Annotated in this window: 18 protein-coding genes; 14 read left to right on the forward strand and 4 right to left on the reverse strand. The window is 58.0% G+C overall.

The window, feature by feature from the left end:
• The 10 genes from nuoI to GOX73_RS01540 are packed head-to-tail and all read left to right on the forward strand — an operon-like array spanning position 1 to position 10,223.
• The gene (gene nuoI, locus GOX73_RS01495; RefSeq protein WP_170331439.1) at positions 1-495 is read left to right on the forward strand and encodes an NADH-quinone oxidoreductase subunit NuoI; all 495 of its coding nucleotides are present in this window, start codon (positions 1-3) and stop codon (positions 493-495) included.
• Positions 492-902 (forward strand): carboxymuconolactone decarboxylase family protein, encoded by a 411-nt coding sequence (locus GOX73_RS01500; RefSeq protein ID WP_171122619.1) that lies wholly within the window; start codon positions 492-494, stop codon positions 900-902. Before nuoI ends, GOX73_RS01500 begins: the two co-directional genes overlap by 4 nt.
• Positions 899-1,501 (forward strand): NADH-quinone oxidoreductase subunit J, encoded by a 603-nt coding sequence (locus GOX73_RS01505; protein WP_171120795.1) that lies wholly within the window; start codon positions 899-901, stop codon positions 1,499-1,501. The genes GOX73_RS01500 and GOX73_RS01505 overlap by 4 nt, the downstream gene beginning before the upstream one ends.
• Positions 1,502-1,505: 4 nt before the next feature.
• Positions 1,506-1,811 carry an NADH-quinone oxidoreductase subunit NuoK gene (nuoK, locus tag GOX73_RS01510; RefSeq protein WP_050602759.1) on the forward strand — a complete coding sequence of 102 codons (306 nt, stop codon included), beginning with the start codon at positions 1,506-1,508 and terminating at the stop codon, positions 1,809-1,811.
• Positions 1,812-1,817: 6 nt separating this feature from the next.
• Entirely contained in the window at positions 1,818-3,959 is a 2,142-nt protein-coding gene (gene nuoL, locus GOX73_RS01515) for an NADH-quinone oxidoreductase subunit L (RefSeq protein ID WP_171122621.1), read from the forward strand.
• Entirely contained in the window at positions 3,959-5,503 is a 1,545-nt protein-coding gene (locus GOX73_RS01520) for an NADH-quinone oxidoreductase subunit M (RefSeq protein ID WP_171122623.1), read from the forward strand. The genes nuoL and GOX73_RS01520 overlap by 1 nt, the downstream gene beginning before the upstream one ends.
• 15 nt (positions 5,504-5,518) lie before the next feature.
• Complete coding sequence (gene nuoN / locus GOX73_RS01525) at positions 5,519-6,961, forward strand: NADH-quinone oxidoreductase subunit NuoN (RefSeq protein ID WP_171122625.1); 1,443 nt, start codon at positions 5,519-5,521, stop codon at positions 6,959-6,961.
• Between the two features lie 54 nt (positions 6,962-7,015).
• On the forward strand, positions 7,016-7,765 hold the full coding sequence (locus GOX73_RS01530; protein ID WP_171122627.1) for a biotin--[acetyl-CoA-carboxylase] ligase: 750 nt from the start codon (positions 7,016-7,018) through the stop codon (positions 7,763-7,765).
• An 11-nt stretch (positions 7,766-7,776) separates the two neighbouring features.
• Positions 7,777-8,556 carry a type III pantothenate kinase gene (locus tag GOX73_RS01535; protein WP_171122629.1) on the forward strand — a complete coding sequence of 260 codons (780 nt, stop codon included), beginning with the start codon at positions 7,777-7,779 and terminating at the stop codon, positions 8,554-8,556.
• Positions 8,553-10,223 (forward strand): ribonuclease J, encoded by a 1,671-nt coding sequence (locus GOX73_RS01540; RefSeq protein WP_171122631.1) that lies wholly within the window; start codon positions 8,553-8,555, stop codon positions 10,221-10,223. Before GOX73_RS01535 ends, GOX73_RS01540 begins: the two co-directional genes overlap by 4 nt.
• Positions 10,224-10,230: 7 nt before the next feature.
• On the opposite strand, the gene GOX73_RS01545 is transcribed toward GOX73_RS01540, so the two are convergent.
• Together GOX73_RS01545 and GOX73_RS01550 are read right to left on the reverse strand one after the other, a co-directional pair.
• Positions 10,231-10,932: an NUDIX hydrolase gene (locus GOX73_RS01545; protein ID WP_171122633.1), complete on the reverse strand. Its 702-nt coding sequence runs from the start codon at positions 10,930-10,932 to the stop codon at positions 10,231-10,233.
• Positions 10,933-10,957: 25 nt separating this feature from the next.
• Positions 10,958-11,356 (reverse strand): DUF983 domain-containing protein, encoded by a 399-nt coding sequence (locus GOX73_RS01550; RefSeq protein WP_171122635.1) that lies wholly within the window; start codon positions 11,354-11,356, stop codon positions 10,958-10,960.
• A gap of 191 nt (positions 11,357-11,547) precedes the next feature.
• Here GOX73_RS01550 and GOX73_RS01555 point away from each other — a divergent pair, with 191 nt between their 5' ends.
• The 4 genes from GOX73_RS01555 to GOX73_RS01570 are packed head-to-tail and all read left to right on the forward strand — an operon-like array spanning position 11,548 to position 13,446.
• A complete protein-coding gene (locus GOX73_RS01555; RefSeq protein ID WP_171122637.1) occupies positions 11,548-12,015 on the forward strand; it encodes an EF-hand domain-containing protein in 468 nt (155 codons plus the stop codon).
• A 6-nt stretch (positions 12,016-12,021) separates the two neighbouring features.
• On the forward strand, positions 12,022-12,636 hold the full coding sequence (locus tag GOX73_RS01560; protein ID WP_171122639.1) for an RNA polymerase sigma factor: 615 nt from the start codon (positions 12,022-12,024) through the stop codon (positions 12,634-12,636).
• Entirely contained in the window at positions 12,629-12,976 is a 348-nt protein-coding gene (locus tag GOX73_RS01565; RefSeq protein ID WP_254428672.1) for a hypothetical protein, read from the forward strand. The genes GOX73_RS01560 and GOX73_RS01565 overlap by 8 nt, the downstream gene beginning before the upstream one ends.
• Positions 12,973-13,446 carry a periplasmic heavy metal sensor gene (locus GOX73_RS01570; protein WP_171122640.1) on the forward strand — a complete coding sequence of 158 codons (474 nt, stop codon included), beginning with the start codon at positions 12,973-12,975 and terminating at the stop codon, positions 13,444-13,446. The genes GOX73_RS01565 and GOX73_RS01570 overlap by 4 nt, the downstream gene beginning before the upstream one ends.
• A 5-nt stretch (positions 13,447-13,451) precedes the next feature.
• On the opposite strand, the gene GOX73_RS20690 is transcribed toward GOX73_RS01570, so the two are convergent.
• A complete protein-coding gene (locus GOX73_RS20690; RefSeq protein ID WP_254429098.1) occupies positions 13,452-14,252 on the reverse strand; it encodes a GGDEF domain-containing protein in 801 nt (266 codons plus the stop codon).
• A 123-nt stretch (positions 14,253-14,375) separates the two neighbouring features.
• A complete protein-coding gene (locus tag GOX73_RS20695; RefSeq protein ID WP_254429099.1) occupies positions 14,376-14,834 on the reverse strand; it encodes a two-component system response regulator in 459 nt (152 codons plus the stop codon).
• Positions 14,835-14,873: the final 39 nt, after the last annotated feature.

Here is a 14,873-nt window from a genome sequence, read left to right on the forward strand (position 1 = left end):
ATGACACAAATCGACTATACCCGCGCTGCCAAGTATTTCCTGCTGCAAGACTTCTGGGTCGGCATGAAGCTGGGGCTGAAGTACTTTTTCGCCCCAAAGGCTACCGTGAACTACCCGCACGAAAAAGGTCCTCTGTCGCCTCGGTTCCGCGGCGAGCACGCCCTGCGTCGGTATCCCAATGGCGAGGAACGCTGCATCGCCTGCAAACTGTGTGAGGCGGTCTGCCCCGCGCAAGCGATCACTATCGACGCCGAACCGCGCGAGGACGGCAGCCGCCGCACCACGCGGTATGACATCGACATGACTAAGTGCATCTATTGCGGCTTCTGCCAAGAGGCCTGTCCGGTCGATGCCATTGTCGAAGGTCCGAACTTCGAATTCGCGACGGAAACCCGCGAAGAGCTGTTTTATGACAAGGAAAAACTGCTCGACAACGGTGAACGTTGGGAAGCCGAGATCGCTCGCAACCTCGAAATGGACGCGCCGTACCGATGACAGACAGTCCGACAAATCCCTTTGAGCTAATGATGAAGCAGGCTCAGGACATGGCCAAGGCGATGAACCCGGCGATGGAGAATTTCTCGCCTAAAGGGTTTGAGGCGTTGTGGCCGACCATGCCCAAAGAGGTCATGGAGATGATGTTCGGCAACACGGTCAACACCGACGGGCTGGACGCTAAGACCCGCCTTTTGCTGACGCTGGCCGGGTTGACCTGTCAGGGCGCGCAGGCGGATTCAGCGGTGCGGCAGACTGTGCGCCATGCGCTCGAGGCGGGTGCGAAGAAACAAGAGATCGTGGAAACGATCGGTCAGATGTCGGTCTTTGCCGGCATCCCGGCCATGACCCGTGCGCTGGATCTGGCGCAACAGGCCATGGGCGACAACAAGGATGAGGATCAATGACCGTCTTTGCCTTTTACCTGTTTGCCATCAGCGCTGTCACCGGCGGGCTGTTCACGGTGATCAGCCGCCAGCCGGTGCACTCGGTGCTGTGGCTGATCCTGTCCTTCCTGTCTGCGGCTGGGCTATTCGTTCTGCTGGGGGCCGAGTTCGTGGCGATGCTGCTGATCATCGTCTATGTCGGTGCGGTCGCGGTGCTGTTCCTGTTCGTGGTGATGATGCTGGACGTGGACTTTGCTGAGCTTAAGGCCGAAATGGCGCGCTATATGCCGCTGGCGCTGCTGATCGGTCTGGTCATCTTGATGCAGTTCGTCATGGCCTTCGGCGCATGGGACAGCGCGCAAGGGGCGGCGGCCAATCTGGCGCAGCCAGTCCCAACCGACCGCCACAATACCGAGGCGCTGGGTGTCATTCTTTACGATCAATACTTCCTTTTGTTCCAACTTGCGGGCCTGATCCTGCTGGTCGCCATGATCGGCGCCATCGTGCTGACCCTGCGCCACCGTCAGGACATCAAGCGTCAGGACATCATCAGCCAGATGATGCGCGACCCGGCCAAGGCGATGGAGTTGAAGGACGTGAAACCGGGGCAGGGGCTATAAGACGATGATCGGACTCGAACACTATCTTACGGTCGCGGCGACGCTGTTCGTCATCGGCATCTTCGGTCTCTTCCTGAACCGCAAGAACGTCATCATCCTGCTGATGAGCATCGAACTGATGCTGCTGGCGGTGAATATCAACCTCGTGGCGTTTTCGAGCTTCCTCGGCGATCTGGTCGGGCAGGTGTTTACGCTGTTTGTCCTGACCGTTGCGGCGGCTGAGGCGGCGATTGGACTGGCCATTCTGGTCTGTTTCTTCCGCAACCGTGGCTCGATCGCGGTTGAAGACGTCAATATGATGAAGGGGTAAGGGAACATGGAAACCACCATCCTTTTTGCCCCGCTGGTGGGCGCGCTGATCTGCGGGTTCGGCTGGAAGTTCATCGGTGAGAAAGCCGCGATGTGGACCGCGACGGGCCTTCTATTTCTGGCCTGTCTGCTGTCGTGGATCGTGTTCTTCTCGTTCGACGGCGTCACTCAACAGATCGAGATCATGCGCTGGATCGAGAGCGGATCGCTGTCGACAAGCTGGGCCATTCGTTTGGACCGGCTGACCGCGATCATGCTGATCGTGGTGACGACTGTTTCGGCGCTGGTACACCTGTATTCCTTCGGCTACATGGATCACGACCCGCAATGGCGCGAGGGCGAGAGCTATAAGCCGCGTTTCTTCGCCTATCTGTCCTTCTTTACCTTTGCCATGCTGATGCTGGTGACGGCGGATAATTTGGTGCAGATGTTCTTCGGTTGGGAAGGCGTGGGCGTCGCGTCCTACCTGCTGATCGGGTTCTATTACCGCAAACCGAGTGCCAATGCGGCGGCGATGAAAGCGTTCATTGTGAACCGTGTGGGGGACTTTGGTTTTGCGCTGGGGATTTTCGCGCTGTTCTTTCTTACCGACAGCATCAACTTTTCGGACATTTTCGCCTCGGCCCCGGCTTTGGCTGAGGAAAAGCTGCACTTCCTGTGGGGCGAATGGACCGCTGTTGAGGTCATCTGCGTGCTGCTGTTCATCGGTGCGATGGGGAAATCGGCGCAGTTGATCCTGCACACATGGTTGCCCGACGCGATGGAAGGCCCGACGCCTGTGTCGGCCCTGATCCACGCCGCAACCATGGTCACGGCGGGTGTGTTCCTGGTCTGCCGCATGTCTCCGCTGATGGAGTTCGCGCCGGGTGCGACCGGGTTCATCACCGTGTTGGGCGCCACGACCGCCTTCTTCGCCGCGACCGTGGGTCTAGTTCAGACCGACATCAAGCGCGTCATCGCCTATTCGACCTGTTCGCAGCTGGGTTACATGTTCGTGGCGGCAGGTGTTGGGATGTATTCGGCGGCGATGTTCCACCTGTTCACGCACGCCTTCTTCAAAGCGCTGCTGTTCCTTGGGGCAGGCTCGGTCATCCACGCCATGCACCACGAACAGGAAATGACCGAGTATGGCGGTCTGCGCAAAAAGATCCCCTATACCTTCTGGGCGATGATGATTGGCACGCTGGCCATCACAGGCGTTGGTATTCCGCTGACGACCTTCGGTTTCGCTGGCTTCCTGTCGAAGGATGCGATCATCGAGAGCGCCTATGCCGGTGGGTCTTCCTATGGCTTCTGGCTGCTGGTCGTGGCGGCGGCGTTTACGTCCTTCTATAGCTGGCGTCTGATCTTCCTGACCTTCTACGGCACGCCGCGCGGCGACAAGCATACACACGACCATGCGCATGAAAGCCCGATGGTCATGCTGGTGCCGCTGGGCGTTCTCTCGCTGGGCGCGGTCTTTGCGGGCATGATTTGGTACGGCAATTTCTTTGGCCACGCAGACAAGGTCGGCAAGTTCTATGGCATCCCGTTGGCAGAGGCGTCGGAACATGCCGAGGCCGGTGATCACAGCAAAGCTGACGCGCATGGCGATGATAGCCACGCAGATGAAAGTCACGGCGATGACCACGCGGATGACGGTCATGGTGAAAAGGATGCTCATGGCGATCATCACTATGTTTTCGCAGGTGAGCCGGGCGAGGGCGCGCTGTACATGGCGCCGGACAACCATGTGCTGGACGATGCGCATGCGGCGCCTAAGTGGGTCAAGGTTTCACCCTTTGTTGCGATGCTGTTGGGCTTTGCGATGGCCTATTGGTTCTACATCGTGAACCCATCGCTGCCGGGACGTCTGGCACAGAACCAGCGTCCGCTGTACCTGTTCCTGCTGAACAAATGGTACTTTGACGAGATCTACAACGTGATCTTCGTCAAACCCACCGTGGCGCTTGGCCGGTTCCTGTGGAAACGCGGTGATGGCAACACTATTGACGGCTTCCTGAACGGGATTGCCATGGGCGTTGTTCCCTTCTTCACCCGCCTCGCAGGCAAGGCGCAGACGGGCTACATCTTTACTTATGCCTTCTGGATGGTCTTGGGGATAGCAGCCCTTGTCACCTGGATGTCGATCGGCGGAGGCGCACACTAATGGATAATATCCTCTCGATCGTTACCTTCATCCCCGCTGTGGCGGCAGGCATTCTGGCCCTGTTTCTGCACGGCGATGACGATGCCGCGCAGCGCAACGCGAAATGGGTTGCGTTGGTGGCGACCACGGTGACGTTCCTTGTCTCCATCGGCATCTACACAGGCTTTGACCCATCCAACACCGGCTTTCAGATGGTGGAAGAGGGTGAGTGGCTGCTGGGCCTGAAGTACAAGATGGGCGTGGATGGGATCAGCGTTCTGTTCGTGCTACTGACCACCTTCATCATGCCGCTGACCATTCTGGCCAGCTGGAACGTGACAGACCGGGTCAAGGAATACATGATCGCCTTCCTGCTTCTGGAAACGCTGATGCTGGGCGTGTTCATGGCGCTGGATCTGGTGCTGTTCTACCTGTTCTTCGAGGCAGGCCTGATCCCAATGTTCCTAATCATCGGTATCTGGGGCGGTGCGAACCGGATTTATGCAAGCTTCAAGTTCTTCCTCTATACCTTCCTCGGTTCGGTGCTGATGCTGGTTGCGATGGTTGCGATGTATGCGGATGCGGGCACCACGGATATCGAGGCGCTGATGAGCCATCAGTTCTCGTCCGAGGGGTTCAGCGTGCTGGGCGTCTACATCGTTGGCGGAATGCAGACGCTGATGTTCCTGGCATTCTTCGCATCCTTTGCGGTGAAGATGCCGATGTGGCCGGTTCATACGTGGTTGCCAGACGCACACGTTCAGGCCCCGACGGCGGGCTCGGTGGTGCTGGCGGCGATCTTGCTGAAGATGGGCGGCTATGGCTTCTTGCGGTTCAGCTTGCCGATGTTCCCAGTGGGTTCGGCGGTGATGACCGATCTGGTGCTGTGGATGTCAGCGATTGCGGTTGTCTACACCTCGCTGGTGGCGCTGGTTCAGGAGGATATGAAAAAGCTGATCGCCTATTCCTCGGTCGCGCATATGGGTTTTGTGACCATGGGCATCTTTGCGGCGAACCAGCAGGGCATTGATGGCGCGATCTTCCAGATGATCAGCCACGGGTTTATCTCGGCCGCGCTGTTCCTCTGCGTCGGCGTGATCTACGACCGGATGCACACCCGTGATATCGACGCGTACGGAGGTCTGGTGATCCGGATGCCCGCCTATGCGCTGGTCTTCATGCTGTTCACCATGGCTAATGTCGGCTTGCCGGGCACCTCGGGCTTTATCGGCGAATTCCTGACCCTGATGGGCGCGTTCCAAGTGAACACATGGGTGACGGCTGTGGCTGCGACCGGCGTGATTTTCTCGGCCGGGTATGCGCTGTGGCTTTACCGCCGGGTGGTCTTTGGCGATCTGATCAAGGAAAGCCTGAAGGCGATGACAGACATGAGCTCGCGCGAGCGGCTGATCTTTGCGCCGCTGATCGTAATGACGATCCTGTTGGGCGTTTACCCGTCGCTCGTGACCGATGTGATCGGCAACTCGACCGCGGCATTGATTTCGAACTATGACACGGCTCTGGCCGCGGCAGAGGCCGTGACCCAGACAGCTGCTTCGCATTAAGGGGGCTTTGGAGACATGATCCAGGCTGATCTGACGATAATCCTGCCGGAAATAATTCTGGCCGTTTATGCGATGCTGGCGCTGATAGGGGCGGTCTATACATCAAAGGATGGGCTGGCACCCGTTTTGGTGTGGTCTACCGCTGGTTTGATGGCCTTGCTCGCGATTTGGATCGCGACGAACGGTGATGGCACCAATGTCGCCTTCAACGGCATGTTCGTGGATGACGGTTTCGCGCGCTTTGCCAAGGTTGCGATCCTTCTCTCTGCCGCTGCCGTTCTTTTGATGAGCCAGGATTATATGGCGCGGCGCGGCTTGCTCAGGTTCGAATACCCGTTGCTGGTCGCTCTGGCCGCAGTGGGCATGATGATGATGGTCAGCGCAGGCGACCTGATGTCCCTTTACATGGGGCTAGAGCTGCAATCCCTGTCACTTTATGTCGTGGCCGCCCTGCGCCGTGACAGTGCGAAATCCACCGAGGCCGGCCTGAAGTATTTCGTTCTTGGTGCGCTCAGCTCGGGCCTGCTGCTGTACGGTGCGTCGCTGGTGTATGGCTTCACCGGGACCACGCTGTTCTCGGGCATTATCCAGACGGTACACCACGGAGATGTTTCGGTCGGGCTGCTGTTCGGCCTGATCTTCCTGATCTCGGGTCTGGCGTTCAAGGTCTCGGCGGTTCCGTTCCACATGTGGACTCCGGACGTCTACGAAGGCTCACCCACGCCGATCACCGCATTCTTTGCTACGGCACCAAAAGTGGCAGCGATGGCGCTGTTTGCGCGTCTGCTGCATGATGCCTTTGGCGGAGTGGTCAAGGATTGGCAGCAGGTGATCGTCCTGCTCTCGGTCCTGTCGATGTTGTTGGGCGCAGTTGCGGCCATTGGTCAGCGCGACATCAAGCGACTGATGGCGTTTTCGTCGATTGCCCATATGGGCTATGCTCTGATTGGTCTTGCTGCGGGTACGGAATTGGGCATCAAGGCGATGCTGATGTATCTGGCGATCTATGTGACCATGAATATCGGCACCTTTGCCTTCATCCTTATGATGGAGCGTGACGGCAAACCTGTCACCGATATCGACGCTTTACGTCAGTTTGCAAAGCGTGATCCGGGTAAGGCGCTTGCTGTTTTGGTCCTGATGTTCAGCCTTGCAGGCGTGCCCCCGATGCTGGGATTCTTCGCCAAGTTCGGCGTCTGGCAGGCTGGCGTCAGCGCCGGGCTGACCGGTTTGGTGATCGTTTCTGCCATCGCTTCGGTTATTGGGGCGTTCTACTATCTGCGGATCGTTTTCTACATGTATTTCGGGGCCGAGAATGATGAACCGGTCGAAACCCACTCTTCGCCCGTGTTGTGGACTGCTCTGATGGGGTCGGCGGTGCTGATGCTGGTCGGGGTCGTATATCAGTTTGGCATCGAAGGCGCGGCTGCGGCTGCGGCGGCAACTCTTGTCAACTAAGATGCGCATCACACTTTTTTGGAGGGCTCGGTCAGCAGACCGGGCCTTTTTACAATGACCCAATGGCCGCAAGGATATGGCCTGCATATTCTGCAGGAGGTCGACAGCACGCTGAATGAGGCGGCCCGGATCGCTCCAACCGCGCAGGGGCCAGTCTGGATTCTGGCGCACCACCAAACAGCGGCCCGAGGGCGACGGGGCAGGGCCTGGGCCAACCCCAAGGGAAACCTGGCGGCGACCCTACTTTTGCGCCCCGAAGGAAACCCGAAACAGGCGGCGTTACGCAGCTTCGTGGCGGCGCTTGCACTATTTGATGCCTGTGTCGCCGTCACCGGGCGCGCGAGTGGTTTTTCCCTGAAGTGGCCGAATGACGTGTTACTGAACGGCGGGAAATTGGCGGGGATCCTGCTGGAAAGCACTGGCCACGGGCACGGTGTCTCGCATCTGGCTATTGGGATCGGCGTGAACCTGTCCGAAGCGCCCCTCCCGCATGCGGTTGAACCAGGTGCGGTGCGTCCGGTTTCCTTACTGTCAGAAATGGGTGTCGACGTCACGCCAGAAGACTTTTTGACAGAACTGGCTGCGGCGTATTCGAAATACGAGACGCAGTTTGTGACCTATGGGTTTGAGCCGATCAGGACGGCCTGGTTGGACCGTGCGGCCCGGTTGGGTGAGGTGATAACCGCCCGTACCGCAACGTCCGAGTCGGTTGGAACCTTTGAAACAGTGGACGCGGGTGGCAACCTTGTCCTAAACACCGCCAAAGGCCGCGTCAGCATTCCGGCGGCGGACGTGTTTTTCTGAAGGAGGCTCAAATGCTTCTGGCAATTGACTGCGGCAATACGAATACGGTGTTTTCGATCTGGGACGGGGAAACCTTTCTGTGCACCTTGCGCACGTCAACGCACCACTCTCGGACGGCGGATGCCTATTTCACATGGTATTCCACGCTAGTGAAACACTATGGTATTGAGGCGGACATTACAGACGTGGTTATCGCCTCAACCGTGCCGCGCGTGGTGTTCAACCTGCGCATATTCGCAGACAGGTTCTTTGGCTGCAGGCCGCTGGTGGTTGGTAAGCCCGAATGCCTGCTGCCTGTTGCCCCACGAATTGACGAAGGCACCATTCCCGGACCTGACCGGCTGGCCAATGCGGTCGGCGCGTTTGACCGTCACGGCGGCGATGTCGTCGTCGTTGATTTCGGAACAGCCACGAATTTTGATGTGGTCGCCTCGGATGGGGCATATGTCGGTGGGATCATTGCGCCGGGCGTCAACCTGAGCCTTGAGGCGTTGCATCAGGGTGCGGCTGCGTTGCCGCACATCGATATTACCCGTCCTGACAAGGTGATTGGTACGAATACGGTTGGCTGTATTCAATCCGGCGTGTATTGGGGCTATTCGGGATTGATCGAAGGGTTGATTGCCCGCATCAAAGCGGAATATGGAATGCCGATGAAGGTCGTTGGGACCGGTGGACTTGCTCCGTTGTTCGATCAGGCCGACGTTGGGTTTGACGCGATCGAGGATGACCTGACGATGCGCGGCCTGACTGTAATCCATCGCTATAACAAGGAAAATGGCTCAACATGAGCAGTGAACGACTGATCTATCTGCCGCTGGGCGGTGCAGGCGAAATTGGCATGAATGCCTATGTCTACGGCTATGGGAAGCCGGAGCAGGAGCGTCTGATCCTCGTCGACCTTGGGGTAACGTTCCCCGATATGGACACCACGCCGGGCGTCGATCTGATCCACGCCGATATCTCGTGGCTGCAGGAACGAGCGGATCGTTTGGATGCAGTGTTTGTGACCCATGCCCACGAAGACCATGTCGGCGCGGTTGCGCATTGTTATGAGGCTTTGGGCGCACCGATCATCTATGCCCGGGCCTTTACCGCGAATATTGCGCGCCGCAAGATGGAAGAGCATGGCCACCCAGAAGACGCCGTGCGAACGGTTTCCGCCTGGCCCGAGCAGGTATCGGTGGGCCCTTTCAAGGTCGCGTTCTTGCCGGTCTCACACTCGATCCCCGAAAGCGCGGCGCTGGTCATTGATACGCCCGAGGGGCGGATCGTACATTCCGGCGACTTCAAGCTGGACGCCAATCCGGTTGTAGGTGAACCTTTCGACCCCGACCTTTGGGCCGAAGTCGCCAAGCCCGGCGTTAAGGCATTGGTGTGCGACAGCACCAACGTGTTTTCCCCTCATGACGGTCGATCGGAATCCGAGGTCGGACCTGAAATTACTAGACTGGTCGAAAATGCCAGCAGCATGGTTGTGGCAACGACCTTCGCGTCGAATGTCGCCCGGGTGAAGACGCTCGCAGAGGCGGGGCAAAAGGCTGGGCGCTCGGTCGTTTTGCTTGGCCGGGCGATGCGTCGCATGATCGAAGCGGCAACCGAAACCGGAATTCTGTCGGACTTTCCGAAAGTGATCAGCGCGGAAGAGGCGGTGGATGTGCCGCGCCAAAACCTGATGCTGATTGTTACGGGCAGTCAGGGTGAACGCCGCGCCGCAAGCGCGCAACTGGCGCGTGGAAAATACCGCGGACTGGAGTTGAAAGAGGGCGATCTGTTCCTGTTTTCGTCCAAGACAATTCCGGGGAACGAGCGGGGTGTGATCTTCATCATCAATCAGCTCAGCGAAAAAGGCGTGGATGTCGTGGACGACAGTTCGGGCCTGTATCACGTTTCGGGCCACGCGAACCGGCCAGACCTTGAGAAAGTGCATGCGCTGATTGACCCGCAATTCGTCATTCCGATGCATGGTGAGCATCGTCACCTGCGAGAGCACGTGAAACTTGCCGAAGTGGGCGGTCGGACAGGTGTTTTGGCCGTGAACGGCACTATGCTGGACCTGACCGGCAATGCGCCAAATGCGGTGGATTATGTCGAAACGGGCCGGACTTATCTGGACGGCACCGTCAAAGTCGGCGCTTTGGATGGCGTTGTGCGCGACCGAATTCGAATGGCGCTGAACGGTCATGTGACTGTTACGGTCATTCTGGACGAAGAAGATGAACCGCTGGGCGAGCCATGGTGCGATACGATGGGATTGCCTGAGTTGGGAACCTCTCGTGCTGCCTTGGTTGAGGTTCTTGAAGAAGATCTGAACCAGCTCCTCGTGCGCGCCGATGCCAAGACTCTGCGCGACGACGACAAGCTGGAAGAGGCAATGCGTCGAATTGTACGTCAGACGGCCAAGGCAGAGATCGGCAAAAAGCCCGAAGTCACCACTGTTATCAGCAGGATGAAGTAAGCGACGGTCAGTCGCTTTCGGGCATCGGATAACCTTTGAGCTTTAGAAATAGGCTTTCCTCTTCCCGATTCAGCAGGAAGGGGACCGATGTCGGCGGCGCGGTGTCTGTCACCCGCGCCGTGATTTCGGCCAGGACAACTTCGGTTATGAAGGGAAGATCGAACTCGCGCGCGCGTTCCAAGGGAACCCATTGCAGATGGGACAGCTCTTCAGACGCGCGGCTGAAGTCATCCAAATTTCCTTGAATTGCTGAAGCATCGACAAGGAAAAACCGCGCATCAAACCGGCGGGGACGCCCAGGAGGGGTCACAGCGCGGAACACGAACTGCAACGCCTCGGCGGCCGGGCGATAGCCCAGTTCAGCGAAACCGGTCCAATCCACTGGGGCAGGCGTAGGCCAAGCTTCGGGGTGGCCCAGAACCAGCCCGGTTTCCTCCCACAATTCACGAATTGCAGCGGCGGCGAGCGCGTTTTGCAGGTTCGGCTCGGACCTTTCTGCCAGACGGTCCTGACACAGGGTTGGCATGTCAGAGGCCAGAGGGATCTCGGCATCTTCTTTGTCGACCGCGCCACCGGGGAACACGAATTTGTTGGGCATGAACGCAGCTTTGGCTCCGCGTTGTCCCATCAGGATTGACGGATTTGTCATACGGTCGCGCAGAACGATGACCGTCGCCGCGTCGCGGATCGCAGTTTTGTCAACCGTCATACTTTGAACACCTGTATCGTCGGGGTCATTGCGATTTTTCAAACCCATGCATACGGCGCGCCCATTGATAGGCGACAACAGCACCTTTCAAACGCGGCAACAGGAACAGGGACAATGCCGTGCATCCAATCGCGAATATCAGGAACATCGTCAAAGGCTCGGGCCGCCAATGCACGTATGAGACATGCAGCGCCGGTGCCAGTAGATGCCCGACCAGCAGAATCGTCAGGTAAGCCGGGCCGTCATCCGCCCTGTGGTGAAACAGTTCTTGCCCGCAGGACGAGCAAGTGTGGTTCACCTTCAGATAGTCGTGCAACAGCTTTCCTTCACCGCATTTTGGGCAACGGCAACGAAAACCCTTGGCCAAAGCCGGCCAAGTGGGCCGGTCTTCCTGAGCCGTGGTATCGATCGTTTGATCTGTCATCATGATACTCGCGCGTTTCGATTTGTGGGATATTGCGCATGTTTTGACGTGTAGAAAAGGGGGGTGCGTCGCTTTGTGTCCTTAAAGGGAGTGATGTTTTTTTTGAAATTCTGCGACGGAACCCACGCGCAGCGGCGTTTGAACCTATGTGAGCAGCGGCAACGACGCCGCACAAACAAAGGAAAACCGATATGAAAAGCGCGAAGTTTATCCCGGCGATTGTTCTCTCGGCTGTCGCGATTACAGGCACCTCGGTTCTGGCGGCAGGTCAGCGCGGTCACGAACCTGTGACGTTTGAGGAATTGGACGCGAACAATGACGGGCAGGTTACGCCGGAGGAAATGCAGGCCCATCGAAGCCAGCGGTTCCTGGATGCGGATGCCAACGGAGATGGTCAACTCAGCGTCGAAGAGATGCAGGCGGCCAGCCAGAAGAAGGTGAACGAACGTGTCTCGAAGATGTTTGAGCGGCACGATGCCAATCAGGATGGCTTTCTGAGCGAGGATGAGTTGCCCAAACCGCGCCGCGCTGACAAGATGTTTGACCGTATAGACGCGGACAATAGCGGTGTGATTTCGGAACAGGAATTTGCGGATGCAAAAAAAAAGATGGGTCGGCACCACAAGAAACGCGACAAGGGTGGTTCTGACGATAGCTGATGCGGAATGCAGGATCTGACCTCTTCACTGCAGGATGTTCGTGGTGCGGCCTGCACCGCGAACACGCTCAGCGATGATGCCCTGTTGGGTCAGTTCGCCCGTGGCGACGCAGCGGCCGCGCGCGTTCTGACCGACCGGCTTGGACCGCGAAGTTTTTCGGTTGCCCTTCGGATGCTGGGATCACAGGCAGAGGCGGAAGATATCACGCAAGAGGCAATGATGCGCCTTTGGAAGATGGCCCCGGATTGGGTTTCGGGGCAGGCAAAGGTTTCAACATGGCTGTATCGCGTAACGATGAACCTGTGTGTGGATCACCTGCGCAAGCAAAAACCTGACCGTCTGGCCGATGTTCCAGAGCCAGAAGATGGTCAGGCCAGTGTTGCCGAGCGTATGCAGGACAAAGCCCGTAAGGATGCGCTTCAGGTGGCCTTGTCACAACTGCCCGAGCGACAGCGACAAGCCGTTGTTTTGCGGCACATAGAGGAATTGCCCAACCCCGAGATTGCCGGGATCATGGGTATTTCTGTAGAAGCGGTCGAGAGCCTGACCGCGCGCGGAAAACGGAGCTTGGTGGCCATTCTGTCCGATAGGCGTGGTGAATTGGGGTATGACGATGACTGAAGACGAAAAGCAACTGGATCAGTTATTTACGCAAGCCCGTCAGAACCGACCGGAGCTGCCGGATACACTTGCAGTACGCATCCTGACAGACGCCGAAGAAGTGCGTTTGGGTCAGAAGACGCCCGCAGGCAAACCCGCTCGTTCGCTTTGGACGCGGATTGTTGATGGCGTCGGAGGCTGGCAGGGCATGGGGGGGCTGGTCGCGGCCAGTGCAGCGGGTGTGTGGATCGGCTTTGCCGCTCCGGGCTTTTTGCCGGACCCCGCCACCTACATTTATGGGCAGGAAACGAGCTTTGTTCTCGCCGACCTCGATACATCATTTCTGGAGGACACCGAATGAGCGATAGTCCACAACCCAAGCGTCGGTGGATGCCGATCCTGTTGGCCGTGTCCCTTGCGCTCAATCTTTTGATTGTTGGGATGGCTGTCGGAACCGTTCTGCGGGTCAAAGGCAACGATCACGCCAAGGCCCCGCCCGGGTTTGGCTCTGCTCTTTATCGCGCGTTGCCGAAGGATGATCGGAAGGCTTTGCGGGGTGATCTGTCGGATCGGCACAGAAAAGGGTCAAGCAGCCGCTCCAGGGATTTCGCAACGCTGAATGAGGCATTGCGCGCCGATCCCTTTGATCCTGTGGCCGTTCAGACGCTGTTGTCCCGACAGGCGCAGTCCATGGCCGATCTGCAAGTGGCCTTACAAGAGCAGTGGCTTGACCGCGTCACGTCGATGACCAGCGACGAGCGTCTGATTTATGCTGATCGTCTGGAAGAGGTCGTTCGTCGCGGACCGCATGGCCGCAAGAAAAAGGACTAATGGTTTCAGGCAGCACATTGTCTGACCCGCACCTGATTTCTGCCTGCTTTCTTTGCAGCGTACAGGGCGGAATCCGCTGACCGGATCAAGCCATCCAACGGCGCAACAGAGGACTTTTGAGGTTTTGTCGCGATAAGTCCGATACTGATTGTGACCTGTACCAATTTCCGATTGTCCGGGGGTGAAAACGGGGACTGACGGATGCAGTCACACAAGGTTCGGGCGATGGAAAGGGCGCCAGATTGTGTTGTTTCCGGCAGGCCAATCAGAAATTCCTCTCCGCCGATGCGCGCGACGAAACCGGCTGATCCAATCGCGCGTTCCAAACGTTTGCCCGCTTCGGTCAGCACAAAGTCACCAGCGACGTGACCGTAACGGTCATTGATCGATTTGAAATGATCCAAATCCGCCAGCATCACCGCAAAACCCTTGTTGGCTTGGGATGACCTGCGCGCAATTTGATCCATGGCGTGCATGGCATACCGGCGATTGTGAAGTCCGGTCAGGGGGTCGATCCAGGATTCGGCGACCCCGCGATACAGCGATGCACGCATCTGATCCAATCGGGATTTCCGGGCGATTTGATTTTCAAGTCGCAACGCAACTTCGTCGGCGCAAAATCCGCTCTGGCAAATCGCATCCACCCCGCGATCAAGCGCGTCGGCGGCAAGCTGCGCGCCGTCCTGAGGCAGAACGCCAATCAGAACCGTTCGCCTTGTACCGACCCTTGATCGCAAGTCGGCTAGGGTGCTTAGGGCCTTTGGGTTGATTTCAATGACAATTGCATCGGGCAGAGGGCCTGACAAAAGCCCCTGCAAATTCGAACAGGTATGCGTGGCCAGCGCGTGCCGCGTTTTCCCGGACAGTGCCTTGTGCCACAGCGCGCTTGTCTTGGTGGATTGTGTCAGAACCGCAACCCGGGCAGGCTTTTATGCTGGCGTGAAACCCGTTGCGGGTTCGGCAAACCCTAACGATTGCGACCCACTTCCTATTCTGAGTTCCTGAGTCTCGGCGCGTGCACGCATAAGGCTACGGACCCGGGCAAGCAAGAGAGTATCCTTGAAAGGTGGGGCAATGACATCATCCAGCTCATCCGTAAGCGCTTTCAGTCTGGCCGCCTTGTCGTTCTGGGCAGCAATTGCCGCCACTGGCACATCGGCAAGGTCTGGATCGGCTGCCACCAGTTTCTTGACCTCTGCCGCCGTGCCATCCGGCAGGGATTGCGCGGTCAGCACAAGGTCCGGGCGTGTGCGCCGCAACAGCCCGACCAGACCGTCCAGCTTTTCGGCCTGCACAACGTGATACCAGGCCGCCGTCAGCTGAACCTTCAGCATGATGCGATTGGTCGAGGTCCCGTCTAGGACAAGGATGGTTCCCTGAACCGACATTTGTGTCACCGTTGATTGCATGCGTTGCCAAAGTGTTTA

The sequence above is a fragment of the Ruegeria sp. HKCCD7221 genome (genome assembly GCF_013031225.1).
Lineage (GTDB): Bacteria > Pseudomonadota > Alphaproteobacteria > Rhodobacterales > Rhodobacteraceae > Ruegeria.